General features: G+C 71.6%; 25 protein-coding genes. 12 read left to right on the top strand and 13 right to left on the bottom strand.

Translation table 11 applies throughout. The annotated features are described in order from the left end of the window. Positions 1 to 189: 189 nt before the first annotated feature. Entirely contained in the window at positions 190 to 921 is a 732-nt protein-coding gene (locus tag ACYSUO_RS35465) for a VIT1/CCC1 transporter family protein (protein ID WP_461780320.1), read from the bottom strand. A gap of 281 nt (positions 922 to 1,202) precedes the next feature. Here ACYSUO_RS35465 and ACYSUO_RS35460 point away from each other — a divergent pair, with 281 nt between their 5' ends. The 10 genes from ACYSUO_RS35460 to ACYSUO_RS35415 all read left to right on the top strand — a co-directional run bounded on the left by ACYSUO_RS35460 (position 1,203) and on the right by ACYSUO_RS35415 (position 12,614). After that, positions 1,203 to 2,249, top strand: a complete 1,047-nt coding sequence (locus tag ACYSUO_RS35460; RefSeq protein ID WP_461780319.1) for a LacI family DNA-binding transcriptional regulator — start codon at positions 1,203 to 1,205, stop codon at positions 2,247 to 2,249. A gap of 16 nt (positions 2,250 to 2,265) precedes the next feature. Next, the gene (locus ACYSUO_RS35455; RefSeq protein WP_461780318.1) at positions 2,266 to 3,234 is read left to right on the top strand and encodes a carbohydrate ABC transporter permease; all 969 of its coding nucleotides are present in this window, start codon (positions 2,266 to 2,268) and stop codon (positions 3,232 to 3,234) included. Then, a complete protein-coding gene (locus ACYSUO_RS35450) occupies positions 3,231 to 4,079 on the top strand; it encodes a carbohydrate ABC transporter permease (RefSeq protein WP_461780317.1) in 849 nt (282 codons plus the stop codon). The genes ACYSUO_RS35455 and ACYSUO_RS35450 overlap by 4 nt, the downstream gene beginning before the upstream one ends. Beyond that, positions 4,079 to 5,395 carry an ABC transporter substrate-binding protein gene (locus tag ACYSUO_RS35445; RefSeq protein ID WP_461780316.1) on the top strand — a complete coding sequence of 439 codons (1,317 nt, stop codon included), beginning with the start codon at positions 4,079 to 4,081 and terminating at the stop codon, positions 5,393 to 5,395. Before ACYSUO_RS35450 ends, ACYSUO_RS35445 begins: the two co-directional genes overlap by 1 nt. A 51-nt stretch (positions 5,396 to 5,446) precedes the next feature. Then, positions 5,447 to 6,577 (top strand): ADP-ribosylglycohydrolase family protein, encoded by a 1,131-nt coding sequence (locus tag ACYSUO_RS35440; RefSeq protein WP_461780315.1) that lies wholly within the window; start codon positions 5,447 to 5,449, stop codon positions 6,575 to 6,577. Between the two features lie 134 nt (positions 6,578 to 6,711). Beyond that, positions 6,712 to 7,926 carry an ADP-ribosylglycohydrolase family protein gene (locus tag ACYSUO_RS35435; RefSeq protein ID WP_461780314.1) on the top strand — a complete coding sequence of 405 codons (1,215 nt, stop codon included), beginning with the start codon at positions 6,712 to 6,714 and terminating at the stop codon, positions 7,924 to 7,926. Beyond that, positions 7,923 to 9,062 (top strand): ADP-ribosylglycohydrolase family protein, encoded by a 1,140-nt coding sequence (locus ACYSUO_RS35430; RefSeq protein WP_461780313.1) that lies wholly within the window; start codon positions 7,923 to 7,925, stop codon positions 9,060 to 9,062. The genes ACYSUO_RS35435 and ACYSUO_RS35430 overlap by 4 nt, the downstream gene beginning before the upstream one ends. Next, positions 9,062 to 10,570: an ADP-ribosylglycohydrolase family protein gene (locus ACYSUO_RS35425; RefSeq protein WP_461780312.1), complete on the top strand. Its 1,509-nt coding sequence runs from the start codon at positions 9,062 to 9,064 to the stop codon at positions 10,568 to 10,570. The genes ACYSUO_RS35430 and ACYSUO_RS35425 overlap by 1 nt, the downstream gene beginning before the upstream one ends. After that, the gene (locus ACYSUO_RS35420; protein ID WP_461780311.1) at positions 10,567 to 11,778 is read left to right on the top strand and encodes a CaiB/BaiF CoA transferase family protein; all 1,212 of its coding nucleotides are present in this window, start codon (positions 10,567 to 10,569) and stop codon (positions 11,776 to 11,778) included. Before ACYSUO_RS35425 ends, ACYSUO_RS35420 begins: the two co-directional genes overlap by 4 nt. Beyond that, complete coding sequence (locus ACYSUO_RS35415) at positions 11,775 to 12,614, top strand: HpcH/HpaI aldolase/citrate lyase family protein (protein ID WP_461780310.1); 840 nt, start codon at positions 11,775 to 11,777, stop codon at positions 12,612 to 12,614. Before ACYSUO_RS35420 ends, ACYSUO_RS35415 begins: the two co-directional genes overlap by 4 nt. Before the next feature lie 54 nt (positions 12,615 to 12,668). Here the strand turns inward: ACYSUO_RS35415 and lgt are convergent, their stop codons facing one another. From lgt to ACYSUO_RS35365, 10 genes are all read right to left on the bottom strand, one after another. Next, on the bottom strand, positions 12,669 to 13,595 hold the full coding sequence (gene lgt, locus ACYSUO_RS35410; protein WP_461780309.1) for a prolipoprotein diacylglyceryl transferase: 927 nt from the start codon (positions 13,593 to 13,595) through the stop codon (positions 12,669 to 12,671). Between the two features lie 74 nt (positions 13,596 to 13,669). Then, positions 13,670 to 14,440: a DsbA family protein gene (locus tag ACYSUO_RS35405; protein ID WP_461780308.1), complete on the bottom strand. Its 771-nt coding sequence runs from the start codon at positions 14,438 to 14,440 to the stop codon at positions 13,670 to 13,672. Between the two features lie 96 nt (positions 14,441 to 14,536). Next, positions 14,537 to 15,352, bottom strand: a complete 816-nt coding sequence (trpA, locus tag ACYSUO_RS35400) for a tryptophan synthase subunit alpha (protein ID WP_461780307.1) — start codon at positions 15,350 to 15,352, stop codon at positions 14,537 to 14,539. After that, the gene (trpB, locus tag ACYSUO_RS35395; protein ID WP_461780306.1) at positions 15,349 to 16,635 is read right to left on the bottom strand and encodes a tryptophan synthase subunit beta; all 1,287 of its coding nucleotides are present in this window, start codon (positions 16,633 to 16,635) and stop codon (positions 15,349 to 15,351) included. Before trpB ends, trpA begins: the two co-directional genes overlap by 4 nt. A 70-nt stretch (positions 16,636 to 16,705) precedes the next feature. Continuing rightward, the gene (gene trpM / locus ACYSUO_RS35390) at positions 16,706 to 16,885 is read right to left on the bottom strand and encodes a tryptophan biosynthesis modulator TrpM (protein WP_461780305.1); all 180 of its coding nucleotides are present in this window, start codon (positions 16,883 to 16,885) and stop codon (positions 16,706 to 16,708) included. Between the two features lie 10 nt (positions 16,886 to 16,895). After that, positions 16,896 to 17,702, bottom strand: coding sequence for an indole-3-glycerol phosphate synthase TrpC (gene trpC / locus ACYSUO_RS35385; protein WP_426904124.1), 807 nt, complete (start codon positions 17,700 to 17,702; stop codon positions 16,896 to 16,898). Positions 17,703 to 17,827: 125 nt separating this feature from the next. Next, positions 17,828 to 18,265 carry a DUF2752 domain-containing protein gene (locus tag ACYSUO_RS35380; RefSeq protein WP_461780334.1) on the bottom strand — a complete coding sequence of 146 codons (438 nt, stop codon included), beginning with the start codon at positions 18,263 to 18,265 and terminating at the stop codon, positions 17,828 to 17,830. A gap of 121 nt (positions 18,266 to 18,386) precedes the next feature. Then, on the bottom strand, positions 18,387 to 18,638 hold the full coding sequence (locus ACYSUO_RS35375; RefSeq protein ID WP_461780304.1) for an HGxxPAAW family protein: 252 nt from the start codon (positions 18,636 to 18,638) through the stop codon (positions 18,387 to 18,389). A 123-nt stretch (positions 18,639 to 18,761) separates the two neighbouring features. After that, positions 18,762 to 19,418 (bottom strand): TIGR02234 family membrane protein, encoded by a 657-nt coding sequence (locus tag ACYSUO_RS35370; protein WP_461780303.1) that lies wholly within the window; start codon positions 19,416 to 19,418, stop codon positions 18,762 to 18,764. A gap of 71 nt (positions 19,419 to 19,489) precedes the next feature. Beyond that, complete coding sequence (locus ACYSUO_RS35365; RefSeq protein ID WP_461780302.1) at positions 19,490 to 20,962, bottom strand: anthranilate synthase component I; 1,473 nt, start codon at positions 20,960 to 20,962, stop codon at positions 19,490 to 19,492. A gap of 78 nt (positions 20,963 to 21,040) precedes the next feature. Here ACYSUO_RS35365 and ACYSUO_RS35360 point away from each other — a divergent pair, with 78 nt between their 5' ends. After that, on the top strand, positions 21,041 to 21,541 hold the full coding sequence (locus ACYSUO_RS35360) for a hypothetical protein (RefSeq protein ID WP_461780301.1): 501 nt from the start codon (positions 21,041 to 21,043) through the stop codon (positions 21,539 to 21,541). On the opposite strand, the gene hisI is transcribed toward ACYSUO_RS35360, so the two are convergent. Then, positions 21,522 to 21,899: a phosphoribosyl-AMP cyclohydrolase gene (hisI, locus tag ACYSUO_RS35355; protein WP_461780300.1), complete on the bottom strand. Its 378-nt coding sequence runs from the start codon at positions 21,897 to 21,899 to the stop codon at positions 21,522 to 21,524. The two genes, ACYSUO_RS35360 and hisI, sit on opposite strands and share 20 nt — an antisense overlap. A gap of 71 nt (positions 21,900 to 21,970) precedes the next feature. Here hisI and ACYSUO_RS35350 point away from each other — a divergent pair, with 71 nt between their 5' ends. Then, a complete protein-coding gene (locus ACYSUO_RS35350; RefSeq protein WP_461780299.1) occupies positions 21,971 to 22,606 on the top strand; it encodes a TIGR03085 family metal-binding protein in 636 nt (211 codons plus the stop codon). On the opposite strand, the gene ACYSUO_RS35345 is transcribed toward ACYSUO_RS35350, so the two are convergent. Further along, positions 22,578 to 23,834: a PucR family transcriptional regulator gene (locus ACYSUO_RS35345; RefSeq protein WP_461780298.1), complete on the bottom strand. Its 1,257-nt coding sequence runs from the start codon at positions 23,832 to 23,834 to the stop codon at positions 22,578 to 22,580. The two genes, ACYSUO_RS35350 and ACYSUO_RS35345, sit on opposite strands and share 29 nt — an antisense overlap. Positions 23,835 to 24,369 lie beyond the last annotated feature (535 nt).

Genomic DNA, 24,369 nt, shown 5'->3' with positions numbered 1-24,369 from the left:
GTGGCGGCGGGAGAGGCCTCGCCGGGCAGATCGATGACCGAGGGCCGGGGTGGTGCTGGCGTGCGCCGCGGGCCTCATTGCCCCCAGCGCTTACGGCTCATGCCCCGTGGTCTCGTAATCGAAACCGATCGGTAACGACTACTTATGCAAGGCGCTGTATAGGCATCTTCAGGCCACGACCGCGACCCGTCAACCAGCAAAAGTGCCGAAGACGCTCCCCAGGAGATACGTCACACCCGCCGCGGCACCACCGAGGGCCAACTGCCGCAACCCGCTGAACCACCAGGAACGCGCCGTCACCTTGGCCACGACGGCCCCGCACGCGAAGAGCCCGAGGAGCGCGAGCAGCACGGCGGGCCACAGCGCGCTCGCCCCGAGGAGATAGGGCAGTACGGGGATCAGGGCGCCGAGCGCGAACGATCCGAAGGACGAGACGGCGGCGACCATCGGCGAGGGAAGATCGCCGGGGTCGATGCCCAGCTCCTCCCGCGCATGGATCTCCAGGGCCTGCTCGGGGTCCCGCGACAGCTGCGCGGCGACCTCGTACGCAAGCTTCGGCTCGACACCACGGGAGACGTACAGCTCGGCGAGCTCCTTCTCCTCGTCGACCGGATGCTTCCTCAACTCACGCCGCTCGACGTCGAGTTCGGCCTCGACCAGCTCGCGCTGGGAGGCGACGGAGGTGTACTCGCCGGCGGCCATGGAGAAGGCTCCGGCAGCGAGGCCCGACAGGCCGGTGATGATGATCGTCTGCTGCGAGACGGCGCCGCCCGCGACGCCGGCCATGAGCGCGAAGTTGGAGACGAGCCCGTCCATCGCGCCGAAGACCGCGGGCCGCAGCCAGCCACCGTTGACATCGCGGTGGGTGTGGTTGTCCCGGTGGGCGTCGTGCAGATCCGCCCCGGTCTCGATGATGGCCATGCTCGTGGACCCCGCTCCCCTGTGACTGCCGACTACCGACCGCCGTTGCCCAGCTGCCGTTTACGGATCCGAAAGTACGCGCGAAGAATCGGCCCTGCCAGCAAGGAAGGCCGTACTTACCTGCGATTTTGCGCCCTGCGCAACGCGCTGACCTTGACCTTCCCGGACTAGCCCGTGAGGTGGATCACATGATGGGTGCGTTGACGGGCGGGGAAACATGGGAGCAACATCCGTAAACGTTTTCAGAAGCGGGAAACGTTTACAGCGAAGGGGTGGTCACGATGCCGAAGGCAGCGGTCGCATCGAACGGCGGTCAGCCGACGATCATCTCCATCGCCGAGCGCGCGGGCGTCTCCATCGCGTCCGTATCCCGTGTGCTGAACGGGATCGGGGCCCGCCCCGCGACCGTCGAGAAGGTCGAGCGCGCCGCCGCCGAACTCGGCTATGTGCCGAACGCGGTGGCCCGCTCCCTCAAGGACGGCCGCACCCGCCAGCTCACCTTCGCGATGCCCGACATCGGCAACCCGGTCTATGTGGCGATGGTCCGCGCCATCCAGTCCGTCGCGAAGGCCGCCGGGTACCGCCTCCTCCTGCACTCCACGGACGCCGTCGCCGAGGACGAGCTCGCCGTGCTCCGCAGCCTCGGCGACCGCACGAGCGACGGCCTCATCCTGTGCCCCATCCGCATCACGGACGCCCACGTGGACGCACTGCGCTCGGCCTCCGGCCCGGTCGTCGTCATCGGCTCACTCCCCAGCGGTGTCCCGGTCGACAGCGTGCGCGCCGACTCCGTCGAGGGCGTCGCGCTCGCCGTGCGTCATCTGTACGAGACGGGCCGGCGCCGCATCGCCTTCGTCAACGGCCCCGCCGACACGGTCCCCGGCCGCAAGCGCGGCGAGGGCTTCCGCAAGGCCCTCGCCGACTGCGGCCTCGTATACGACCCGGAGCTCGTCGTGCACACGGACTTCGGCATCGAGTCCGGGGCCGCGGCCGCCGAGGCGCTCCTCGACCTGAAGCCCGACGCGGTCTTCGGCGCCAACGACCAGCTGGCCCTCGGCGCCGCCCGCGCCCTGCACGCCCGTGGCCTGCGGATACCCGAGGACGTCGCGGTCGCGGGGATGGACGACAGCGTGCTCGCGCAGGCCGGCTGGCCCCCGCTGACCAGCGTCGACCTGGGCTCCACCGAGCGCGGACGACGCGCCGCCGAACTGCTGCTGCACCGCTTGAACACCCCGGGGGCTCCCGGGTCGCCCGTCCCCCACAGCACCACCGCCCCTCCCCGCCTCGTCGTCCGCGCCTCCACGGGCCGGGCGGCGCCCGACAGTTGAGACATCGAGGATTCCCATGAGTCTCACCGCGCCACGGGACAACGCCGTCCCTGGTAGCCGCGGCACACCACCACCCCGCACGCCGGGTCAGCGCAAGCGAGCGCTCGGCCTGGACCGGGGCGCGTGGTTCCTCCTGATGCCCGCGCTGATCCCGATTCTGATACTCAGCGTGGTCCCGCTCCTGTACGGCCTGTCGCTCGCGTTCACCGACTCGCAGGCGGGACGGACCGCCCCCACGCAATTCATCGGCCTGGACAACTTCCTCGACCTGCGCCACGACTCGCTGTTCTGGGAGTCGTTCCGGATCGGCCTGGTCTGGGCGGTGTCCGTGACGGCGCTCCAGTTCGTGCTCGCGCTCGGCCTCGCGCTGCTGCTCAACCAGAATCTGCGTTTCCGCTGGCTGGCCCGCACCCTGGCGCTGGTCCCGTGGGCGATGCCCGAGGTCGTCGTCGGCATCATGTGGCGGCTCGTCTACCACTCGGACGCGGGCATCCTCAACAAGACGCTGACCCAGCTCGGCCTGATCCACGAGAACGTCGACTGGCTCGCGGACCTGACGTACGCGCTGCCCGCCGTGATCGTGGTCGGCGTGTGGGCGGGCATGCCGCAGACGACCGTGGTGCTCCTCGCCGGACTCCAGAACGTGCCGATCGAACTCCGTGAAGCCGCGCAGCTCGACGGCGCGGGGATGTGGCGCCGGTTCACGGCCGTGACCTGGCCGGCCCTGAAGCCGGTGGTCATCGCCATCACGGCGCTCAACTTCATCTGGAACTTCAACTCCTTCGGCCTGGTCTACGTGCTGACGCAGGGCGGACCCGGCGGACAGACCCGCCTCCCGATGCTGTTCGCGTACGAAGAGGCCTTCAAATACGGGCAGTTCGGGTACGCCGCCGCGATGGGCCTTGCGATGGTCGCGGTGATCGCGGTGCTGCTGACGCTGTTCCTCCGTAAGAAGCTGAAGGAAGACGTGGAGGCGGCGGCATGAGCGCGAGCACGACACTCCCCAGGGTCGCGGGCCGAGCGGGCCAGTACGTGGCGCTGCTCTGCTACATGGTCTTCCTGGCCTTCCCGTTCCTGTGGCTGATCTCGACGTCCTTCAAGTCCCCGCAGGAGCTGGGCGCGATCGACCCGAGCTGGCTGCCGCGGCATCCGAGCCTGGACAACTACCGCGCCGCGTTCGACGCGCAGCCGCTGCTGCGCTCGGCGCTCAACAGCCTGATCGTCGCGGTCAGCGCCTCCGTGATCTCGGTGGCGATCGCGGTCCCGGCCTCGTACGTCATGGTCCGGTACAGGACCCGGGTCAGTCAGGCGGGCACGGGCTGGATCCTGGTCAGCCAGATGTTCCCGTTCGTACTGGTGATCATCCCGCTGTTCCTGGTCCTGAAGAACCTGCGGCTGATCGACAGCATCTTCGGCCTGATCATCGTCTACGTCGTCTGGAACCTGCCCTTCTCGCTCTGGATGCTCCAGGGCTACGTGAAGTCGGTGCCGCGCTCCCTGGAGGAGGCCGCGGCGGTGGACGGAGCGGGCCGGCTGCGCACGCTGACCAGCGTGGTGCTTCCGCTGCTCGCGCCCGGCCTGGTGGCCACGCTGATGTTCAGCTTCGTGACCGCCTGGAACGAGTTCTTCTTCGCCCTCGTCCTCCTCAAGTCACCGGAGAACCAGACGATGTCGGTCATCCTCACCCGCTTCCTCGGCGCCGAGGGCGTCGCCGACCTGGGCCCGCTCGCCGCGGCCTCGGTCCTCGCCACGATCCCCAGCCTCGTCTTCTTCGCGCTGCTCCAGCGGCGGCTCGTCGGCGGCATGCTCAGCGGGGCGGTGAAGGGCTGATGCGCGCAAGGATCCTCGCGGCGGCCGCGGCCTCCCTCTCCCTCGCGCTGCTCGCCGGCTGCTCCGGTTCCGACTCGGACTCCGAGTCGGCCGACGGCACGGTCACCCTCGAATTCCTCAGCCTCGCCTGGCAGAAGGAGTCCATCGAGGCGAACAAGGCGCTGGTCGCGAAGTGGAACGACACCCACTCCAAGGTCAAGGTCAAGTACGTCCAGGGCGTCTGGGACAGCATCCACGACCAGATGCTGACCTCCTTCGAGGGCGGCAAGGCGCCGGACATCTTCCACGACGACGCCTCCGACCTCACGGACTTCGGACACGGCGGCTACCTCGCCGACCTCAGCCCCTACCTGCCGAAGTCGCTGCGCGCGGACATCCCGAAGGCGTCCTGGGCCACGACGACGTACGGGAAGAAGATCTACGGCATCCCGTTCCTCCAGGAACCGCGCGTACTCGTCGTGAACAAGAAGCTCCTCAAGCAATCGGGCGTACGCACACCCACGGTCCAACACCCTTGGTCCTGGGCCGAGTTCGAGCGTGCGAGCAAGAAGCTCACACGCGACAGGAACGGGGACGGCCAGCCCGAGCAGTACGGCGTCGCCTGGTCGATGAAGGAGCCCGTCACCCAGTCCGTGAACCTCTCCCTGTCCGCCGGCGGCAAGCTCTTCTACAAGGACAAGGACGGCAAGAACGAGATCCGCTACGACGCCGCCGACTCGGCCGTCGCGCGGCTGATCAACCGGCAGGTCGACAAGGCGCACAGCGCGCCCAAATCGGCGCTCGGCATGGCCGGTTCCGACACGCTGCCCGGCTTCTTCGCGGGCAAGTACGCGATGCTGCCGCTCAACTTCTCGTTCCGGCAGCAGGTCCAGCAGCAGGCCCCCAAGGGCTTCGACTGGACCGTCCTGCCGATGCCCGCCGGATCCGGCGGGCTTGCCCAGGGTGTCGCCCCGCAGACCCTGTCCGTCTCCGAGGACAGCAAGCACAAGAAGGCGGCGGCCCAGTTCATCGCCTACCTCACACAGGCCGACCACCAGGTCCAACTGGCGCGCGGAGACTGGCTGTTGCCCACCAGCCGCGAGGCGCTCAAGGACCCGTCCCTGACCACCGACAAGTACGGATGGAAGACCGGATCCGAGATGGCCGCGTCGCTGCGCCCGTCCCCCGTGCTCGGGGTGCGGGGCTACGCCGAGTGGAAGGACAAGATCGCCACTCCGGCCTTCCAGGAGTACTACAACGGCGCGTTCGGCGTAACAGAGCTGCGCAAGCGCCTGGCGGACGACGGCAATCTGATCCTGAACCGCTACCAACGCTGAGCATCACCCCGGCACCACCAGCACAACCCCAGAGATGAGCACGAACACACCATGAGCGTCAGCGTCGAACCGGACCCTCCTTCGGAGGGACCTTCCTCGGAGGGGTCTTCCTCGGAGGGTCCGGCACAGCCACGCAGACTCCGCACCGTTCCGCACCCTGCCCCGGCGGCCGCGATCTCCCTGCGGGACCGCGCCCGCGGGGCGCTCCTCGGCCTCGCCGTCGGTGACGCGCTCGGCGCGCCCGCGGAGAACATGAAGCCGTCCCAGATCCGTGAACGCTGGGGCCGCATCGAGGGGTTCGTGTCCGCCGACCCGGCCGGCACGGACGACACGGAGTATGCGATCTTCTCGGGCCTGCTCCTCGCCGAGCACGGCGCGGGCCTCACCATCGGGGACGTGGAGAAGGCCTGGCACACGTGGATCGCCGACCGTGACGAGGGCCCCTTCAAGGGAGCCGGGTTCAGCGAACGCGGCACCCTCGAAAATCTCCGCCGGGGCCTCGCCGCCCCCATCTCCGCCCAGCACCGGCACGCCTGGAGCGACGGCCTCGCGATGCGTGCGGCGCCCTTCGGGGTGTACGCGGCGGGCCGCCCCGCGGAGGCGGCCCGCCTGGTGTCGATCGACGGCACGGTGTCGCACGACGGGGAGGGCATCCACGGCGGCCGCGCGGTCGCGGCGGGTGTGGCAGCGGCGATGGTGAGCCACAACCCGGACGCGGTGGTCCAGGCGGCGCTCTCGGTCGTCCCCGAGGACTCCTGGACGGGGCGCTCCCTGCACCGCGCGGTCTCCGCGGCGCGGCGGGCACGCCGCGACCCCGACGGCACGCAGCTCTCCATGGAACGGGCGGTCCGCAAGGCCGTCGTCATCGGCGGCTACCCGTGGACGGACCTCGCCCCCGAGGCGGTGGGCCTCGCGTTCGGCGCGTTCGCGGTGGCCCGCGGTGACTTCCGCGAGTCGGTCCTCACGGCGGTCAACATGGGCCGCGACGCGGACACGACGGCGGCGGTGGCGGGCGCGCTGGCCGGTGCCCTGTGCGGCGAATCGTCGATCCCCACGCACTGGGCATCGGCGATCGGCCCGGTCCGCGGCAGCTGCCTCCCGTCCATGGCCGGCCGCCACGTCCTGGACGTGGCCGACCGTTTGACACCGCCCCCGCCGGACCGCGAGGGGGCAGTGGCATGAAGAGGAACCACACCTCGGGGCTCCGCCCCGGGAACGGGGCCGCATCCGCCAATCAAGCCCCTGCGGCGATTGAGCAGCGGGGTCCGGGGCGGAGCCCCGCGAGCGGGGCCGCATCCGCCAATCCAGCCCCGCTCTTGGACGAGAGGCCGCAGGGTCCGGGGCAGCGCCCCGCGAGCGCAACCACATCCGGCGCCACCGGCGCCAACCGTATCGAGGGGCTGCTCCTCGGAATCGCCGCAGGGGACGCAGCCGGTTGGCCGTCGGGACGACACCGCGCCGCCCGGCTCCCCGACTGGACGAGACGCCTCACCCGCGAACTGGACACCTTCGCGGAGCAGAACGCCACCACCACCCTCCCCGTCCCCATCGCCCTGAACCAACCCCCGGAACCCCTCCGCCTCGGCCCCTCGGACGACGCCGAATGGGCCGCGTTCACCGCACACGCCGTCCTCGCCGCCTACGCCCACGGCCTCGGCGACCTCCCACCCGACCACCGCGTCCGCTCCTCCCTCTCCCTCGCCTGGAACACCCTCGCCGACGAGATCGCCGCGGCAGCGGCCCGCGCCGACGAGATCGAGTCGGCGGACATCCCGCTGCGCGCCCGCATCTCCGTACGCGCCGGCCTCGGCAACCTCGCCGCAGGCCTGCGCCCACCCGCCACCGGCCACGACAACCCGCACTACTTCGACGACGCCGCCTGCGTCCGCGCCGCCGTCCTCGCGGTCGTCCACCCCGGCAAGCCCGAACTCGCCGCGGAACTCGCCGAGTTCGACGCCCGCTACACCCAGGACGGCGACGGCGTGCACGGCGCCCGCGCGATGGCGGCGGCCGTCGCCACCGCGCTCGGCGGCGCGGACGTCGACGCCTGCGTGGACGCCGCACTCGCCCAACTCCCCACCGGCACCGAGATCCACCGCAACGCCCACCGGGCCGTAGAGCTCGGCCGCGCCGCCGCGGCGGCCCGCCCAGGACAGCCCGGCAATGCGTTCGCGCTGGTCCCCGTCCTGGAACACGAGATCGTCGACCACGTCTACAGCTACGGCATCGCGGCGGCCGAGACCGTCCCGGTGGCGCTCGCCGTGGCGACGGCCGCCGCAGGATCGGTCATCGAGGCCGTCCCCACCGCGGCCTGTCTGTCCCGCGTCGCCGACTCGGCCCCCGCCCTGACCGGCGCCCTCACCGGCGCGATCGGCGGCGCGGACGCGCTGCCGCACACCTGGCGGGACGCCTGCGACATCCTCGCGGGCTGCGCGCTGCCGCAACTCGCGGGAACCGAGCTGACGACCCTGGCCGACCGGCTCGCCCGCGCCACCTCGAACTCCCTTGCAGCGGAAGGAACTTCACCATGAGCTTGGAAGACCGCACCACCGGCGCCCTGGTCGGCGCGGCCGTGGGCGACGCGCTCGGCGGCCCGGTCGAGGGCTGGACGCCGGAGGCCATCGCGGAGCGGCACGGCGGCCGGGTGCGCGGCATCGTGGAGCCGTTCTACAAGGACGACTGGAAGACGGCGCGGCCCATCGCGCCCTACCACAAGGGCGACGGCCACGTCACCGACGACACCCTCATGACGCACGCGCTGATCCGCGTCTACGAGAAGGTCCGCGACCACCTCAACGCGTACGCGGTCGCCGACCACCTGGTCCCCGACCTCATCACAACCCCCCGCTGGATCCCGGAACTTGAGGCCGAAGCCCTCCTACTCCAGCGCATCTTCCTCGCCGAGAAGTGGATCGTCGCCCGCATCCACTACGGGCACGTGGACCCTCGTGAGGCGGGCGTCGGCAACATCGTGAACTGCGGCGCGGCGATGTACATGGCCCCGGTCGGCGCGGTCAACGCGGGCAACCCGCTGAAGGCGTACGAAGAGGCCCTCGACGTGGCCGGCGCCCACCAGAGCTCGTACGGCCGTGAGGCGGCAGGCGTCTTCGCGGCGGCGGTCGCGGCGGCGTACAAGCCGGACGCGACGCCCGAGTCCGTCGTCGAGGACGCCCTCGCCCTCGCCAAGGACGGCACACGCTCCGCCATCGAGGCGGTCTGCGAAGTGGCTTCCCGCTACGACGACTTCGAGGACGCCCTGAAGCCGCTGCGCGAGGCGGTCGCCCCCTTCGACACGGTCGGCCCCGAGTACCGCAAGCCCTCGCTCGGCGCCCGCCGCCCCTCCCGCCTGCACGCCATCGAGGAACTCCCGGTCGCCCTCGGCATGCTCCTGGTCGGCCGCGGCGACTTCCGGCACACCGTGCTCGGCTCGGTCAACTACGGCCGCGACTGCGACTCGATCGCCACGATGAGCGGGGCGATCGTCGGGGCGCTGTACGGGGAGGGGGCCGTGCCCAAGGAGTGGAGCGCCGAGATCGCGCGGGCCAGCAAGCTGGACCTGCATGGTCCCGCGGCCGCGCTCGCGCGGGTCACGCGTGAGGTGTACGCGAAGGATCTGGACCGGCGCCGGGCCCACGATGCCGCGTTCGCGGCGATCGCGGGGGCGTGATGCTGCGCCTCACCTGGGTCCAGCCCGAGGATCTGATCGGGCACGAGTTGCGCCAGGCGGCGCAGGACGGCCGGGACGCGTCCGCGATCGCGTCCCGCTGGGTGGCGGCGGGCGGCCACCTGGCACCGGACCGGGCGGGCGCCTCCGCCGCCCCGGCGTCACCCGAACTGCGCGCACTGGCCGAGCGTTTGCTCGACGAACTCGCCACGATGAAGTCGCCACTCTCGGAGCCCACGGACCTGGCGGCCATCGAATCCGCAACGAAGAACCCTCCCCCACCCCGCCCCTTCCCGAAACCGGGGCTCCGCCCCGGACCCCGCTCCTCAAACGCCGGAGGGGCTGGAAATCAACCGGCCGCCCCGCCTCGGAACCCCCACTCCTCAATCGCCGGCGGGGCTGATCATTCAGCCCCGCCGGCGATTGAGGCGGCCCGTCCGGCAGGACTTTCGGGAAGGGGCGGGGTGGGGGATCGCCTCCACGCCGCCTGGCTCGGCCGAGCCGTCGGGTGCCTGCTCGGCAAACCCGTGGAGAAGCTCCCCCTCGAAGGGATCCGGGCCATCGCCCGGTCCACCGGGAACTGGCCGCTGAGCGGCTGGTTCACGGAGGCCGGCCTGGACCCGGAGCTCGCCACCCGCTACCCATGGAACCGCCGCAGCGCCCCCACCTCCCTCGCCGAAAACATCAACGGCATGCCGGAGGACGACGACCTCAACTACCCCCTCCTCGCCCTGCTGCTGATCCAACGCCACGGCACCGACTTCACCACGTCCGACGTCGCCAAGCTCTGGCTCGACGAACTCCCCGCAGGCCGCACCTTCACCGCCGAACGCATCGCCTACCGCAACCTCCTCACCGGCCTCGAACCCCCGCACACCGCGACCCACCGCAACCCCTTCCGCGAATGGATCGGCGCCCAGATCCGCGCCGACGTCTTCGGCTGGATCTCCCCCGGCGACCCGGCCCGCGCGGCCCGTCTCGCCCACCGGGACGCCGTTCTCACGCACACCGCGAACGGCGTGTACGGCGCGATGTTCACCGCCGCCACCATCGCCACCGCCGCCACGGGCACGGCGGACGTACACACCGCGCTCCAGTCCGGCCTCGCCGTCGTACCCGCGCACTCGCGCTACGCCCAAGCCGTCAACCTCGGCATCGAACTGGCCGAGAAGTACCCGGACTTCGACACCGTCGTCGACGAGCTGCACGCCGCCTACGCCGACCACCACTGGGTCCACGTCCTCCCCAACTCCGCCCTCCTCGCGGCCGCCCTCACCCACGCCGAGGGCGACTTCGAGGGCTCCATCTGCCGCGCGGTGTCCGGCGGTTGGGACACCGACTCCAACGGCGCGACCGCCGGCTCGATCGCCGGTCTGCTCGCCGGCCACCCCGACGCGCTCGGCGACCGCTGGACGCATCCGCTGAAGAACCGCCTGTCGACCTCCGTCGCCGGCTTCGACGGCATCGGCTTCGACGAACTGGCCCGGCTCACCCTGGAGGCCCACACATGACGAACCCTCAACAAGCCACTCCCAAGGGCCCGTTGACCGGGCTTCGCGTCCTCGACCTCGCCACCCTCTTCGCCGGACCGATCTGCGCCACCATGCTCGGGGACTTCGGCGCCGAGGTCATCAAGGTGGAGCACCCCCGCAGGCCCGACCCCTCCCGCGGCCACGGCCCGTCCAAGGACGGCGTCGGCCTCTGGTGGAAGACCCTCGGGCGCAACAAGAAGAACCTCACCCTCGACCTGTCATCGCCCGGCGGCCGCGAGATCCTCCTCAAGCTGGTCGCCGAGTCCGACGTCGTCATCGAGAACTTCCGCCCCGGCACCCTGGAGAAGTGGCACCTCGGCTGGGACGAGCTGAGCGCCGCCAACCCGCGCCTGGTCCTCGCCCGCGTCACCGGCTTCGGCCAGTTCGGCCCGTACGCGCGCCGCCCCGGATTCGGCACGCTCGCGGAGGCGATGAGCGGCTTCGCCGCGATCACCGGACAGCCCGACGGACCGCCGACCCTCCCGCCGTTCGGCCTCGCCGACTCCATCGCCGCGCTCGCCACCTCGTACGCGATCATGGCGGCGCTGCGCGGCCGTGACACGACGGGCCGCGGCCAGGTCGTCGACATGGCGATCATCGAGCCGATGCTGTCGATCCTCGGCCCGCAGGCCACCTGGTACGACCAGCTCGGCTACGTCCAGCCGCGCACCGGCAACCGTTCGACGAACAACGCCCCGCGCAACACGTACCGCACCCGCGACGAGAAGTGGGTCGCGGTGTCGACGTCCGCGCAGTCGATCGCGGAGCGCGTGATGCACCTGGTGGGACGGCCCGAGTTCATCGACGAGGAGTGGTTCGCGACGGGCTCGGGCCGCGCGCAGCACGCCGACGAACTCGACGCGGCGGTCGGCGGCTGGATCGCCGCCCACACCCGTGACGAGGTGGTCGCGGCCTTCGAGAAGGCGGAGGCCGCCATCGCCCCGATCTACGACATCCGCGACGTCCTGGCCGACGAGCAGTACCGGGCCCTCGACTCGATCACCGAGCTCCCCGACCCGGACCTCGGCACGGTCAAGATGCAGAACGTCCTCTTCCGCCTCTCCGAGACCCCCGGCTCCATCCAGTGGACGGGCCGCCCGCACGGCTCGGACACCGACGAGATCCTGGACGGCCTCGGCCTGTCGGAGGCGGACATCGCGTCCTTGCGGGAGGCTGGTGCGGTATGAGCGAGTCGCTGGAAAAGACGTTCCTGACCTGGCTCTACGTGCCCGGGGACCGCCCCGACGTCGTCGCCAAGGCGCTCGGCTCGGGCGCCGACGTCGTCCTGGTCGACCTCGAGGACGCGGTCGCCCCCGACCGCAAGGCGTACGCGCTCGACGCCACCGTCGAACTCCTCGCCGACAAGCACAAGACGCCGGTGCACGTCCGCGTCAACGCGCTGGACGGCCCGCTCGCCGAGCAGGAGGTACGCCGCCTCACCCCGCTCCCCGGCCTCGACGCGCTGCGGCTGCCGAAGGTGCACGGCCCCGCGGACCTGACCCGCGTACAGGACTGGGCGGTCGAAGTGCCTCCCCTGTACGCCCTGTTGGAGTCGGCGACGGGCGTCGAGCACGCCTATGACATCGCCGCGCACCACGCCGTGCACGGCATCGCGCTCGGCGAGGCGGATCTCCGCGCCGACCTCGGCATCACGGACGCGGCGGGCCTCGCGTGGGTGCGCGGCCGGGCGGTCGTGGCGGCGCGCGCGGCCCAACTGCCGCCACCGCCGCAGTCCGTCTACCCGGACGTCCGCGACACGGAGGGCCTGGCCCGCTCCTGCGCCGAGGGCCGCGCCCTGGGTTTCCTCGGCCGCACGGCGATCCACCCCCGCCAGCTCCCGGTGATCGAGGAGGCCTTCCGCCCGACCGAGGCGGAGGTGCGGGCGGCCGAGGAGATCGTCTGCGCGGCGGCCACGGAGGCGGGCGCCCTGGCCCTCCCGGACGGCCGCTTCGTCGACGCGGCGGTGGTCGCGGCCGCGCGCAGAACGCTGAGGCTGGCGCAGTCCGGCCGCGCCGGCGATTGAAAAGGGCGCCGAACCAAAAGGTCCGGCGCCCCATGGACGTACAGCCGAAGACCGTCAGGTCTTCTTCGCCTCGCTCTTCGCCTCGTCCTTCGCCTCGTTCTTGGTGAGGTCGACGTCGTCCTCGACGCCACCGTCACCGTCGCTCTCGTCCGTCGAACCGTCGGAGACCCCCGGTTCGACGACCTCCTCGCGTCCGGGACGCTTCTTCGCGGACACCACCATGTAGATCACGGCGAGCACGAAGACGACCAGCGCCGTCCAGCAGTTGAGCCGCAGGCCGAGGATGTGGTGCGCGTCGTCCACGCGCATGTACTCGATCCAGAACCGGCCGACGCAGTACGACGCGACGTACAGCGCGAACGCCCGCCCGTGCCCGAGCTTGAACTTCCGGTCGGCCCAGATGACGAGCAGCGCGACACCGATGCACCACAGCGACTCGTACAGGAACGTCGGGTGGTACGTGCCCGGCACCCGCCCGTCCGTGTCCGAGGTGATCTTGAGGGCCCAGGGCACGTCGGTGGCCCGGCCGTACAGCTCCTGGTTGAACCAGTTGCCCCAGCGGCCGATGGCCTGGGCGAGGGCGATACCGGGCGCGATCGCGTCGGCGTAGGCCGGCAGCGGGACGCCGCGGCGGCGGGCCCCGATCCAGGCGCCGACCGCGCCGAGCGCGATGGCGCCCCAGATACCGAGGCCGCCCTCCCAGACCTTGAAGGCGTCCACCCAGTCACGGCCCTCGCTGAAGTACAGCTCGTAGTCCGTGATCACGTGGTAGAGGCGACCGCCGACCAGGCCGAAGGGCACCGCCCACACGGCGATGTCGGCGACCGTGCCGGCCCGCCCTCCGCGGGCGACCCAGCGACGGTTTCCGAGCCAGACGGCCACGAAGACGCCGATGATGATGCAGAACGCGTAGCCGCGCAGCGGAATGGGTCCGAGATAGACCACTCCGCGCTCGGGGCTGGGAATGAAGGCAAGTTCCATGGCAGGTCCGACGCTACCGTGCCGGGCCGCGGGCACGGCGGGCAGCCCGGCAACGGCTGAGTAACGGCTGGCGACTACTTGTTCGCGTCCTCGACCATCTTCTTGAACTTGGCCGGGGTCAGGCTCTGGTCCTCCAGGATGTTCTTCCCGTTGAGCAGCACGGTCGGCGTGCCCGAGTGACCCGCGTCCTGGAACGCCTTGTACGACTTGTTCACCCAGCTGTCGTGCTTGCCGTCGTTCACACACGACTTGAACGTCGACGAGTCCAGGCCGTCGACCTTGCCCGCGAGCTCGATCAGCTTGTCGTTGTTCGCGAAGGCGTCGTCGGTCTCCTCCGGCTGGTTCTCGAACAGCACGTCGTGGTAGTCGCGGAACTTCCCGGCGTCCTGGGCGCAGCCCGCCGCGTTGGCCGCGCGCAGGGAGCCGCTGCCCTTCAGGTTCGCGTCGATGAGCGTGACGAGGTGGTACTCGACCTTCAGCTCCCCGGAGTCCTCCAGCTCATGAATGGTCGACCGGTACGCGTCCTCGAAGCTCTTGCACGCGGGACAGCGGAAGTCCTCCCAGACCGTGAGCGTCGACTTCGCGGTCTCCTTGCCCGCCGGGATCGCCAGCTTGTCCTTGCCGGTGGCGCCCTTGGGCGCGACCACCGGCCCGGCATCACTGGAACTGTCGTCGCCCGAATTCGCGGCGACCACCCCGATCACCGCGGCCAGGCCGAGCACGCACACCACGGTGGCGCCCACGATCAAGGTCCTGCGCCGCTTCTCAGCGGTCTTCTGCTTCTGGCGCTCGGCGGCAAGGCGTTCGCGGGCCGCGCGCTTTCCCTCTCGGTTCTTCTCGCTCACACCAGCGCCAACGAACCGGGAAGGCACGAGCGTGCCTTCCCGGTCCGGTTTCCATCCGTATGGGTGACGTAACTCCCTGTTACTACGGGGTGGTTGTTACGCCTTGGCCCTGACGCCGGCGGCGAGTTCACCTGCGAGGGCGCGCACCGCTTCGAGTCCGGCCTTCTCGTCCGGGGCGTCCAGCATCCGCTTCACGAACGCCGAGCCGACGATGACCCCGTCCGCGAAGCCCGCGACCTCCTCGGCCTGCGTCGCGTTGGAGACGCCGAGGCCCACGCAGACGGGAAGGTCGGTCGTGGCCTTGGTGCGCTCGACGAGTTCCTTGGCCTGGTTGCCGACGGACTCGCGGGTGCCGGTGACGCCCATCAGGGACGCCGCGTACACGAAGCCCGAACCGGCGGCCGTGATGGTGGCGAGGCGCTCGTCCTTGCTGCTGGGCGCGACGACGAAGACGGTCGCGAGACCGTGCTTGTCCGCGTGCTCGCGCCACACGGCCGACTCCTGCACCGGCAGGTCGGGCAGGATGCAGCCCGCGCCGCCCGCCTCGGCGAGCTCGGCGGTGAACCGCTCGATGCCGTAGCGGTCGATGGGGTTCCAGTACGTCATGACGAGGACCGGCTTGCCGGTGGCCTCGTGCGCCTCGCGCACGGTGCGCATAACGTCCTTGATCTTCAGGCCGCCGCGCAGCGCGATGTCGTCGGCGGTCTGGATGACCGGCCCGTCGAGCACCGGGTCGGAGTGCGGCAGGCCCACCTCGACCACGTCGGCGCCGCCGTCGAAGGCGGCCTTGACCGCCTCGATGCCGCCGTCGACGGTCGGGAACCCGGCGGGCAGGTAGGCGATGAGGGCGGAGCGGCCCTCGGCCTTCGCGCCGGCCAGGGTGTCGTTCAACAGCTGTACGTTGCCGCTCACTTGGCATCCCCCTCGATCTCGGCCTGCTCGCCCTCGGCGTCCGCGGCGACGGCCGCGTCCGTGTCGTAGAGGCCGAAGTAGCGGGCCGCGGTGTCCATGTCCTTGTCGCCGCGCCCGGACAGGTTGACGATGATCAGCCCGTCCTTGCCCAGCTCCTTGCCGACCTCCAGCGCGCCCGCGAGGGCGTGCGCCGACTCGATGGCCGGGATGATGCCCTCGGTCTGCGACAGGAGGCGCAGCGCCTGCATGGCGGCGTCGTCGGTGACCGCGCGGTACTCGCCGCGGCCCGAGTCCTTCAGGTAGGCGTGCTCCGGGCCGATGCCCGGGTAGTCCAGGCCGGCCGAGATCGAGTACGGCTCGGTGATCTGGCCCTCTTCGTCCTGGAGGACGTAGGAGCGGGAGCCGTGCAGGATGCCGGGCTCGCCCGCACTGAGCGTCGCCGCGTGCTCGCCGGTCTCGATGCCGTGCCCGGCCGGCTCGCAGCCGACCAGGCGGACGTCGGCGTCCGGGATGAAGGCGTGGAACAGGCCGATGGCGTTGGAGCCGCCGCCGACGCAGGCGATCGCGGCGTCCGGGAGGCGTCCCGCGCGCTCCAGGATCTGGCGGCGGGCCTCGACGCCGATGACGCGGTGGAAGTCGCGGACCATCGCCGGGAACGGGTGCGGTCCCGCGACCGTGCCGAAGAGGTAGTGCGTGCGGTCGACATTGGCGACCCAGTCGCGGAACGCCTCGTTGATGGCGTCCTTGAGGGTGCGGCTGCCGGACTTCACGGCGATGACCTCGGCGCCCAGCATGCGCATGCGGGCCACGTTCAGGGCCTGGCGCTGGGTGTCGATCTCGCCCATGTAGATGGTGCACTCGAGGCCGAACAGCGCGCAGGCGGTGGCGGTCGCGACGCCGTGCTGGCCCGCGCCCGTCTCCGCGATGACGCGGGTCTTGCCCATGCGCTTGGTGAGCAGGGCCTGGCCGAGCACGTTGTTGATCTTGTGCGAGCCGGTGTGGTTCAGGTCCTCGCGCTTGAGGAAGACGCGGGCGCCGCCGGCGTGCTCGGCGAACCGGGGCACCTCGGTGAGGCTGCTGGGGCGGCCGGTGTAGTTGACGAGGAGGTCGTCGAGCTCGCGGGCGAACTCCGGGTCGTTCTTGGCCTTGTCGTACTCGACGGCGACCTCGTCCACGGCGGCGACGAGGGCCTCCGGGATGAACTTGCCGCCGAACGCGCCGAAGTAGCCCTCTGCGTTGGGAATCTGACCCTCGGGGTCGGGAATGAAGTAGTCGCTGGACATGCGTGTGCCTCACGGTTGGGTGTGTGATCACTTATAGCCGTGGGGACGTGCGGGACTACGCAGGTGGCGGTCAGCCGTTTTTTGCGCAGTTCCTCGCGCCCCTTATCGGGGCGCTCTGCCATCGCATGCCGTTGATCTGGCCCGGTTCCGCGCCGATGTGGTACCTGACCCGCCTGCCGCGCACACGGCGCGCCGGAGCCCGGCAGCCACGGGGGCGGCAGCCGGGCGCGAGGCGGGAGGCGATGGGCATGGCGGTGAGTTTACCGTCCGTGCCGCAGGGCGGGGTGGGCGCCGGCGGCGACGAGGTCGGCGACGGCGGACTTCGGGTCGCGGCCGGTCACCAGGGACTCGCCGACGAGGACGGCGTCCGCGCCCGCGTTGGCGTACGCGATCAGGTCGTGCGGGCCGCGCACGCCGGACTCGGCCACCTTGACGATGTGGTCCGGGATGTCCGGGGCGACGCGCTCGAAGGTGCCGCGGTCGACCGAAAGGTCCTTGAGGTTGCGGGTGTTGATGCCGATGACCTTGGCCCCGGCGTCGATCGCGCGCTCCACCTCGTCCTCGTCGTGCGCCTCGACGAGCGGCGTGAGGCCGATGGAGACGGCGCGCTCGATGAGGGACTCCAGGGCGGGCTGCTCCAGGGCGGCGACGATCAGCAGCGCGAGGTCGGCGCCGTACGCGCGGGCCTCCCACAGCTGGTACGACGTGACGATGAAGTCCTTGCGCAGGATCGGGATGTCGACCTTGGCGCGGACGGCCTCCAGGTCGGCGAGCGAGCCGCCGAAACGGCGCTGCTCGGTGAGGACGGAGATGACGGCCGCGCCGCCCGCCTCGTAGTCGGCGGCGAGGGCGGCAGGGTCGGCGATCGCGGCGAGCGCGCCCTTGGAGGGGCTGGACCGCTTGACCTCGCAGATCACCTTGACGCCGTCGCCCTTGAGCGCGGCGACCCCGTCCTTGGCCGGGCGAGCCTTCGCCGCGCGCTCCTTGAGCTCGTCGAGGCTGACGCGCGCCTGCCGCTCCGCAAGGTCGGCACGGACTCCGTCGATGATCTCGTCGAGCACACTCACGCGAGCGGACTCCTTTCCGGGCATCCCCTGGGTGTTCATCTGGTCCTTGTGAATGGTATCCGTCAATGGGCGAAGGTCCCGCATCCGGTTGACGCCGGTCCCACTACCTGGACAAACGCTGTTGATCAAGGGCTTAGGAAGCCACCGAAGGGCAGGTTCCGGACAACCGTGAAGGCGAGCACGACCCCGCCGAGTACCCACAGCTGTACGCGGCCGAGCGCGAGGCTCACGGCCCTGCCGCGGGCCGCCCGCACCGCCCACACCGTCCAGACGACGGCGAACAGCGCGTAGCCGACGACGGCGAGGGCATTGGCCCCGAACGCGCCCGCGAGATCCCCGTGCGCGACCGCGTGGGCGCTGCGCAGCCCGCCGCAGCCGGGGCAGTAGGCGCCGGTGAGCTGGAGGAACGGGCAGGCCGGGTAGTGGCCGGGTTCATTGGGGTCGACGGCGCCCACATAGGCGAAGGCGAGGGCGACGCCGCCGAGCACGCCGAGCGGGACGGCGAGCCGGCGCAGGGCGCCGGAACGGGGGGTCTTCTCGGTCTGCTCGGTCTGCTCCGACATCTCCACGGTCACCCGTGAATTCTGCATCCGCGGGCCCCGGATCGCTCCCCGGAAAACGCGAAAGGGGCGGGACGGCCGGTCGGTCGGCCGCTCCGCCCCTTTCGCGGGTATGTGCGAGGACTCAGGCCTCCGAGCCCGCGGGCCGGGCCGCCCCGGTGGACTTGAGCTGCAGCTCGGCACGCTTCGGCTTGCCCAGGCCCATGGCGCTCATCAGGCCGCCGACGACCGCGGCGATCGCCAGCAGGGCGATGCCGGCCCAGAAACCGGCGACGTTGCCCATCACCATGAAGGCGCCCGCGACACAGAAACCGATGAAGGCGATGATGACACCGGTCCAGGCGGCCGGGGTGTGTCCGTGGCTGCTGTCCGCCATGGCTTGCTCCTCGTTGCTTATGGCCTATGCGTACGCATGACGTACGACGTTCCTATCTATTGTCCCGCACTCGCACGCAAGCTCTGAACGCGGGGTCGGGCGTGGGTCCAGGACGTCCGGGACCTATGCGCCGGTCGGGTCCTCGCCGCGGTCGAGGGCCTTCCAGAGCTCCTCGGGGCGGTCCGGGTCCACGGCCTTGGCGCGGCGGGGCCGCGGGGCGCCGGAGCGCTCGTAGCGGCCGCCCATCGACGGCCAGGCCGCGCCGTAGATCACGGCGAGGATCCCGGCGATCAGGATGAGTGCGCCGCCGGCCGCGGAGACGTACGGCCATGCGGTGTTGCTGAGCGCGTGGATGGTCGCGGAGGCGTCACCCGCCGCCTGCGCCGCCTTCTCGTCGAGCGCGGCGCTGTCCCCCGCGCCGAGCACGGCGGCGGCGACGGCGCCCGCGCCGCTGAGCGTGAGCAGGAGGGCGACCAGGACGCGGCCGACCTTGCGGACCGCGAAGACGGCGACGAGCGCGGCGAGGCCCACTATGGCGAGGGCCGCGGGCACGCCCGTGACATCGCTGCCCTTGGCGGTCAGCGGCAGCCTGCCGCCGGCGACGGCGGCGACGCCCGAGCACCACTCCTGCCGGGAGGCGAGCAGGGCGATCGCGGCTCCCGCGGCCCCGCAGAGCAGGGCGACGGCGAGGCTTCGCCGGCCGTTCGGCGAGGAAGCAGCCGGCTCGGCCGACTCGGCGGCATCGGTACGGGGGTGCGGTACAGCAGTCACGTACTCCACTATCGCCTGTCTGTACGGGTTTACGTGACCCGGGGGCCGGAGTCGTGCGTCACTTCACAGCGTCTCGTGCCTCACAGCCGGTTCGCCGTGTGCACGGCGCGCAGCACCGCCGCCGCCTTGTTGCGGCACTCGGTGTCCTCCGCGACCGGGTCGGAGTCGGCGACGACACCCGCGCCCGCCTGCACATACGCGGTCCCCTCGCGCAGCAGCGCGGTGCGGATGGCGATGGCGGTGTCGGAGTCGCCCGCGAAGTCGAGGTAGCCGACGCAGCCGCCGTAGACGCCGCGGCGTGACGGCTCCAGCTCGTCGATGATCTGCAGCGCGCGCGGCTTGGGGGCGCCGGACAGGGTGCCGGCCGGGAAGCAGGAGGTCAGTACGTCGAAGGCGGTGTGCCCCTCGGCGACGGTTCCCGTCACGGTCGAGACGATGTGCATGACGTGCGAGTACTTCTCGATGGACATGAAGTCGACGACCTCGACGGAGCCGGGCTCGCAGACCCGCCCCAGGTCGTTGCGCCCGAGGTCGACGAGCATCAGGTGCTCGGCCCGCTCCTTGGGGTCGCCGAGCAGCTCCTCGGCGAGGTCGTGGTCCTCCTGCGGGGTCGCGCCGCGCGGCCGGGTCCCGGCGATCGGGTGCACCATGGCGCGCCCGTCCTCGACCTTGACGAGGGCCTCCGGCGAGGAGCCGACGACGTCGAATCCGTCGAAGCGGAAGAGGTACATGTACGGGGACGGGTTCGTGGCCCGCAGCACCCGGTAGACGTCCAACGCGCTTGCGGTGCAAGGGGTTTCGAAGCGCTGGGACGGGACGACCTGGAAGGCCTCGCCCGCGCGGATCCGCTCCTTGATGTCCTCGACGGCCTCCTGGTACTGCTTGCCGCCCCACAGCGCGGTGAACTCCGGCAGCTCCGACGGCGGGAGCGCGGCGGGCGCGGACTCGACCGGCTTGGAGAGGTCGGCCTCCATGGCGTCGAGGCGGGCGACGGCGTCGGCGTAGGCCTCGTCGACGCCGGTCTCCAGGTCGTTGTGGTTGATCGCGTTGGCGATGAGCAGGACGGACCCGTCCCAGTGGTCGAGCACGGCGAGATCGCTGGTGAGCAGCATCGTCAGCTCGGGCAGCTTGAGGTCGTCCCGCTCCCCCGGGCCGACCTTCTCCAGGCGGCGCACGATGTCGTACCCGAGATAGCCGACCATGCCGCCGGTGAACGGGGGCAGGCCCTCGTAGCGCGGGGTGTGCAGCGTCTGGACGGTGGCGCGCAGGGCGGCGAGCGGGTCGCCGTCGACCGGGACGCCGACGGGCGGCGTGCCCTGCCAGTGGGCCTGCCCGTCGCGCTCGGTCAGCGTGCCGGCGGAGCGCACGCCGACGAACGAATAGCGGGACCAGGAGCGGCCGTTCTCCGCGGACTCCAGGAGGAACGTGCCGGGCCGCTCGGCGGCGAGCTTGCGGTACAGGCCGACGGGCGTGTCGCCGTCCGCGAGGAGCTTGCGGCTGACGGGGATCACTCGGCGGTCGGTCGCGAGCTTGCGGAAGGTCTCGAGGTCCATGGCAGGAGCCTACTTCCGTCGGGGGGACGCCCCGCGCGCCTGGTCGAGGGGTGGACGGCGCCCCGCTAGAAGGGAGCGGTGACCAAGACCAAGAGCTGCAAGAACACCCGCATCGCGAGCGCCCTGTCCGGTGTCGCCCTCGCCGCCGTCGCCGTGACCGCGCTGACCGGCGCCGCTCCCGCCCCCGCTTCCGAGGACTGGGCCGCGCCGCCGCCCGGCGAGGTCGAGGCGCGGGTCGAGGCCGCGGGCCTGGAGATGCTCGACTCCGAGAAGCTGACCATGCACATCCACCCCCACCTCACCGTGTACGCGGGCGGCCGCCAGGTGACCGTCCCCGCCGACATCGGCATCGACCGCTCCGGCAAGAAGCCCCGCTACAGCCCGCTGCACACGCACGACACGACCGGCACCGTGCACGTGGAGTCGGCCCGGTGGCGGGACTTCACGCTCGGACAGCTCCTCACGGAGTGGGGCGTGCGCCCCCAGTGCACGGCGGAGGTCGACGGGTCCCCGGTGGCGGGGGACCCGGCCCGGATCGTCTTCCGGGACCGTCAGGAGATCACGCTGCGCTGTCGCTGACCGGCAGTTCGTCGCGGTCGAAGCAGGTGCGGGCGCCGGTGTGGCAGGCGGCGCCCACCTGGTCGACCTTGACGAGCACGGTGTCGGCGTCGCAGTCGAGGGCGACCGACTTCACGTGCTGGAAGTGGCCCGAGGTGTCGCCCTTGACCCAGTACTCCTGGCGGCTGCGCGACCAGTACGTGCAGCGGCCGGTGGTCAGGGTGCGGTGCAGCGCCTCGTCGTCCATCCAGCCGAGCATGAGCACCTCGCCGGTGTCGTACTGCTGGGCGATGGCGGGAACCAGTCCTTCGGCGCTCCGCTTGAGGCGGGCGGCGATGGCCGGATCGAGGCTGCTGCTGGGTACGGGCGCGCTGGTCATATGGACCATTGTGCCGCGCCGAGTCGAACGTCCACTGTCCGGTGCGGCGGGGCCGGTCGTAGGCTGGCGACATGTCGACCCATGCCAAGCGTGAACGACTTCTGCTCGCCGATCTGTTGGAGGCGTCGGGGCCCGACGCCCCCACCCTCTGTGAGGGCTGGAACACCCGGGACCTCGCGGCGCACGTGGTGGTGCGCGAGCGCCGCCCGGACGCCGCGGGCGGCCTCCTCGTCAAACAGCTCGCCGGGCGCCTGGAGCGGGTGCAGGCGGAGTTCGCGGAGAAGCCGTACGAGGAGCTGATCCAGCTCATCCGCACCGGCCCGCCACGCTTCTCGCCCTTCGCCCTCAAACAGATCGACGAGGCGTCGAACGCGATCGAGTTCTACGTCCACACCGAGGACGTGCGCCGTGCGCAGCCCGACTGGACGCCGCGCGAGCTCGACCCGGTCTTCGCCGACGTCCTGTGGTCGCGCCTGGAGCGGATGGCGCGGGTGATGGGCCGCAAGGCGCCCGTCGGCCTGGTGCTGCGCCGCCCCGACGGTCAGACGGCGGTGGCGCACCGCGGCGCCCCCGTGGTCACGGTGACGGGGGCGCCCGCGGAGCTGGTGATGTTCGCGTTCGGCCGGCAGGAGGCGGCGGACGTGGAGATGGACGGCGAGAAGTCGGCCATCGAGCGGCTCACGGAGACGAAGGCGCTCGGCCTGTAGCGGGTGTGTCGGTGTGGGGCAGGGCGTGCAGCGCCAGGCCCAGTTCGACCAGGTCGGCGGGGCGGGCGAGGCTGCGCCCTGTGAGCTGTTCGCAGCGGCGCAGCCGGTTCAGGACCGTGTTGCGGTGGCAGTAGAGGCGGGTGGCGGCGCGCTGCGCGGAGCCGTCGCAGTCCAGCCAGGCCGTCAGCGTGTCGAGCAGCAGGGTCCGGTCGGCCGGGGGCAGGGCGAGCAGCGGGCCGAGCACCCGGTCGGCGAGGATCCGGCCGAGTTCGGGCGCGGCGGCGACGAGGGCGGCGGGCAGCTGCTCGTCCAGGAGCACGGTGCCGCCGCCCTCCGGGCAGATGCGCAGCGCGGTCTCGGCGAACCGTCGGGCGCCGCCCACCGCGGCGAGCCCTTCGACGGCGGGACTGATGCCGACGCGCAGGCCGGACTTGAGGTCGCGACACGTCCTGAGCGCGGCGGCGAGCCGGTCCGCATCCAGTTCACCGAGGTCGACGATGGCGCGTTCGGTCCCGTCGGCGGTGTGCCAGACGGCCCGTACGCCGTGCGGGAGGGTGGGCCGCGGCTCTCCGCGGCTGCCGCCGACGGCGATCAGCACCGCGTACCGGCCGCGTTCCGGCAGGTCGAGTGCGGCTGCGGCGTCGGGCAGGTCGGCGATGCGGGTGGCGCCGTCGAGGAGGGCGGCGGCCATCAGGCGGCGCCGGTTCTCGCGCCGCCAGGTGAGCTCCCGCTCGGCGCGCCGATAGGACTCGGCGACGTGCGTGCAATGTTCATCGACGAAGTTCCACACATCGACGGCGAGATGCACCAGCAGATGCGCGTCCTCGGGATGCCGCAGGGTCACCTCGTCGACGAGCGCCTGCCAGACCAGGGCGCCGCCGAGCCGGAAGGCGTGCGACACGGCGTCGAGCGGGAAGCCTCGGGCGGCGCGGGCGGCGCCGATGCGGGCGGTGCAGGCGCGGGCGGCGTCCCGGTTGCCCGGCGGGTCGAGGAGTGAGGCGACGCTGTGTCCGAGCGAGCGCTGGATCTCCGTGCGTACGTCGCCGGGGTCGGCCTCCAGCGCGGCGCGGTAGGCCGGCTCCTGCTCGTACAGCTCCGCGGTCAACCGGTCGGTGAGCGCGGGGAGTTGACCGAGGAGCGGGCGCGCGGCGCGGCGCAGCACGGCGACCGCGTCCGATCCGGCGCCGGTCCGTGGGTGTGGTCGGGGACGTACGAGATGCGCGGGCATGGCGGTCCTCCACGGCTCGGCTCACGAGTCCGCAGAATGACATACCGTCTGGTCGGTCTCCAGCCCTCGGGGTAAACGTGCAGGTGGATGGGGGCGGGTGACGGGGTTGCGGGCACCTCCACGGGGGGTGCGGGCACCTCCACCGGTCCGGTCGACCGCCCCCACGCCACGGGGCTCCGCCCCGGACCCGGCTGGTCCCACGCCACGGGGCTCCGCCCGGGGCCCTGCACCGGGGTTGCGGCCTCGGGGCTCCGCCCCGGACCCCGCGCCTCAATCGCCGACGAGGCTGATTTCGCCGAACCGGCGTTACGGACTCGGGGCTCCGCCCCGGACCCCGCGCCTCAATCGCCGACGAGGCTGATTCTGCCGAACCGGCGTTACGGCCTCGAGGCTCGCCCCGGACCCCGCGCCTCAATCGCCGGCGGGGCTGATTGTGCCGAACCGGCGTTACGGCCACGGGGCTCCGCCCCGGACCCCGCTGCTCAAGCGCCGCAGGGGCTTGATTGGCCCCACCCGCCGCAGGGCTCGAATTGAC

The sequence above is a fragment of the Streptomyces sp. UC4497 genome, from assembly GCF_054871485.1.
The sequence above is the reverse complement of the archived record's forward strand: the minus strand, read 5'-3'. Positions and strand labels throughout refer to the sequence as shown.

Bases quoted from the DNA above. Each gene is read 5' to 3' on its own strand.
- ACYSUO_RS35465 (WP_461780320.1), bottom strand. From the start codon at position 921: ATGGCCATCATCGAGACCGGGGCGGATCTGCACGACGCCCACCGGGAC.
- ACYSUO_RS35460 (WP_461780319.1), top strand. From the start codon at position 1,203: ATGCCGAAGGCAGCGGTCGCATCGAACGGCGGTCAGCCGACGATCATC.
- ACYSUO_RS35455 (WP_461780318.1), top strand. From the start codon at position 2,266: ATGAGTCTCACCGCGCCACGGGACAACGCCGTCCCTGGTAGCCGCGGC.
- ACYSUO_RS35450 (WP_461780317.1), top strand. From the start codon at position 3,231: ATGAGCGCGAGCACGACACTCCCCAGGGTCGCGGGCCGAGCGGGCCAG.
- ACYSUO_RS35445 (WP_461780316.1), top strand. From the start codon at position 4,079: ATGCGCGCAAGGATCCTCGCGGCGGCCGCGGCCTCCCTCTCCCTCGCG.
- ACYSUO_RS35440 (WP_461780315.1), top strand. From the start codon at position 5,447: ATGAGCGTCAGCGTCGAACCGGACCCTCCTTCGGAGGGACCTTCCTCG.
- ACYSUO_RS35430 (WP_461780313.1), top strand. From the start codon at position 7,923: ATGAGCTTGGAAGACCGCACCACCGGCGCCCTGGTCGGCGCGGCCGTG.
- ACYSUO_RS35425 (WP_461780312.1), top strand. From the start codon at position 9,062: ATGCTGCGCCTCACCTGGGTCCAGCCCGAGGATCTGATCGGGCACGAG.
- ACYSUO_RS35420 (WP_461780311.1), top strand. From the start codon at position 10,567: ATGACGAACCCTCAACAAGCCACTCCCAAGGGCCCGTTGACCGGGCTT.
- ACYSUO_RS35415 (WP_461780310.1), top strand. From the start codon at position 11,775: ATGAGCGAGTCGCTGGAAAAGACGTTCCTGACCTGGCTCTACGTGCCC.
- lgt (WP_461780309.1), bottom strand. From the start codon at position 13,595: ATGGAACTTGCCTTCATTCCCAGCCCCGAGCGCGGAGTGGTCTATCTC.
- trpB (WP_461780306.1), bottom strand. From the start codon at position 16,635: ATGTCCAGCGACTACTTCATTCCCGACCCCGAGGGTCAGATTCCCAAC.
- trpM (WP_461780305.1), bottom strand. From the start codon at position 16,885: ATGCCCATCGCCTCCCGCCTCGCGCCCGGCTGCCGCCCCCGTGGCTGC.
- ACYSUO_RS35380 (WP_461780334.1), bottom strand. From the start codon at position 18,265: ATGTCGGAGCAGACCGAGCAGACCGAGAAGACCCCCCGTTCCGGCGCC.
- ACYSUO_RS35375 (WP_461780304.1), bottom strand. From the start codon at position 18,638: ATGGCGGACAGCAGCCACGGACACACCCCGGCCGCCTGGACCGGTGTC.
- ACYSUO_RS35365 (WP_461780302.1), bottom strand. From the start codon at position 20,962: ATGGACCTCGAGACCTTCCGCAAGCTCGCGACCGACCGCCGAGTGATC.
- hisI (WP_461780300.1), bottom strand. From the start codon at position 21,899: ATGACCAGCGCGCCCGTACCCAGCAGCAGCCTCGATCCGGCCATCGCC.
- ACYSUO_RS35350 (WP_461780299.1), top strand. From the start codon at position 21,971: ATGTCGACCCATGCCAAGCGTGAACGACTTCTGCTCGCCGATCTGTTG.
- ACYSUO_RS35345 (WP_461780298.1), bottom strand. From the start codon at position 23,834: ATGCCCGCGCATCTCGTACGTCCCCGACCACACCCACGGACCGGCGCC.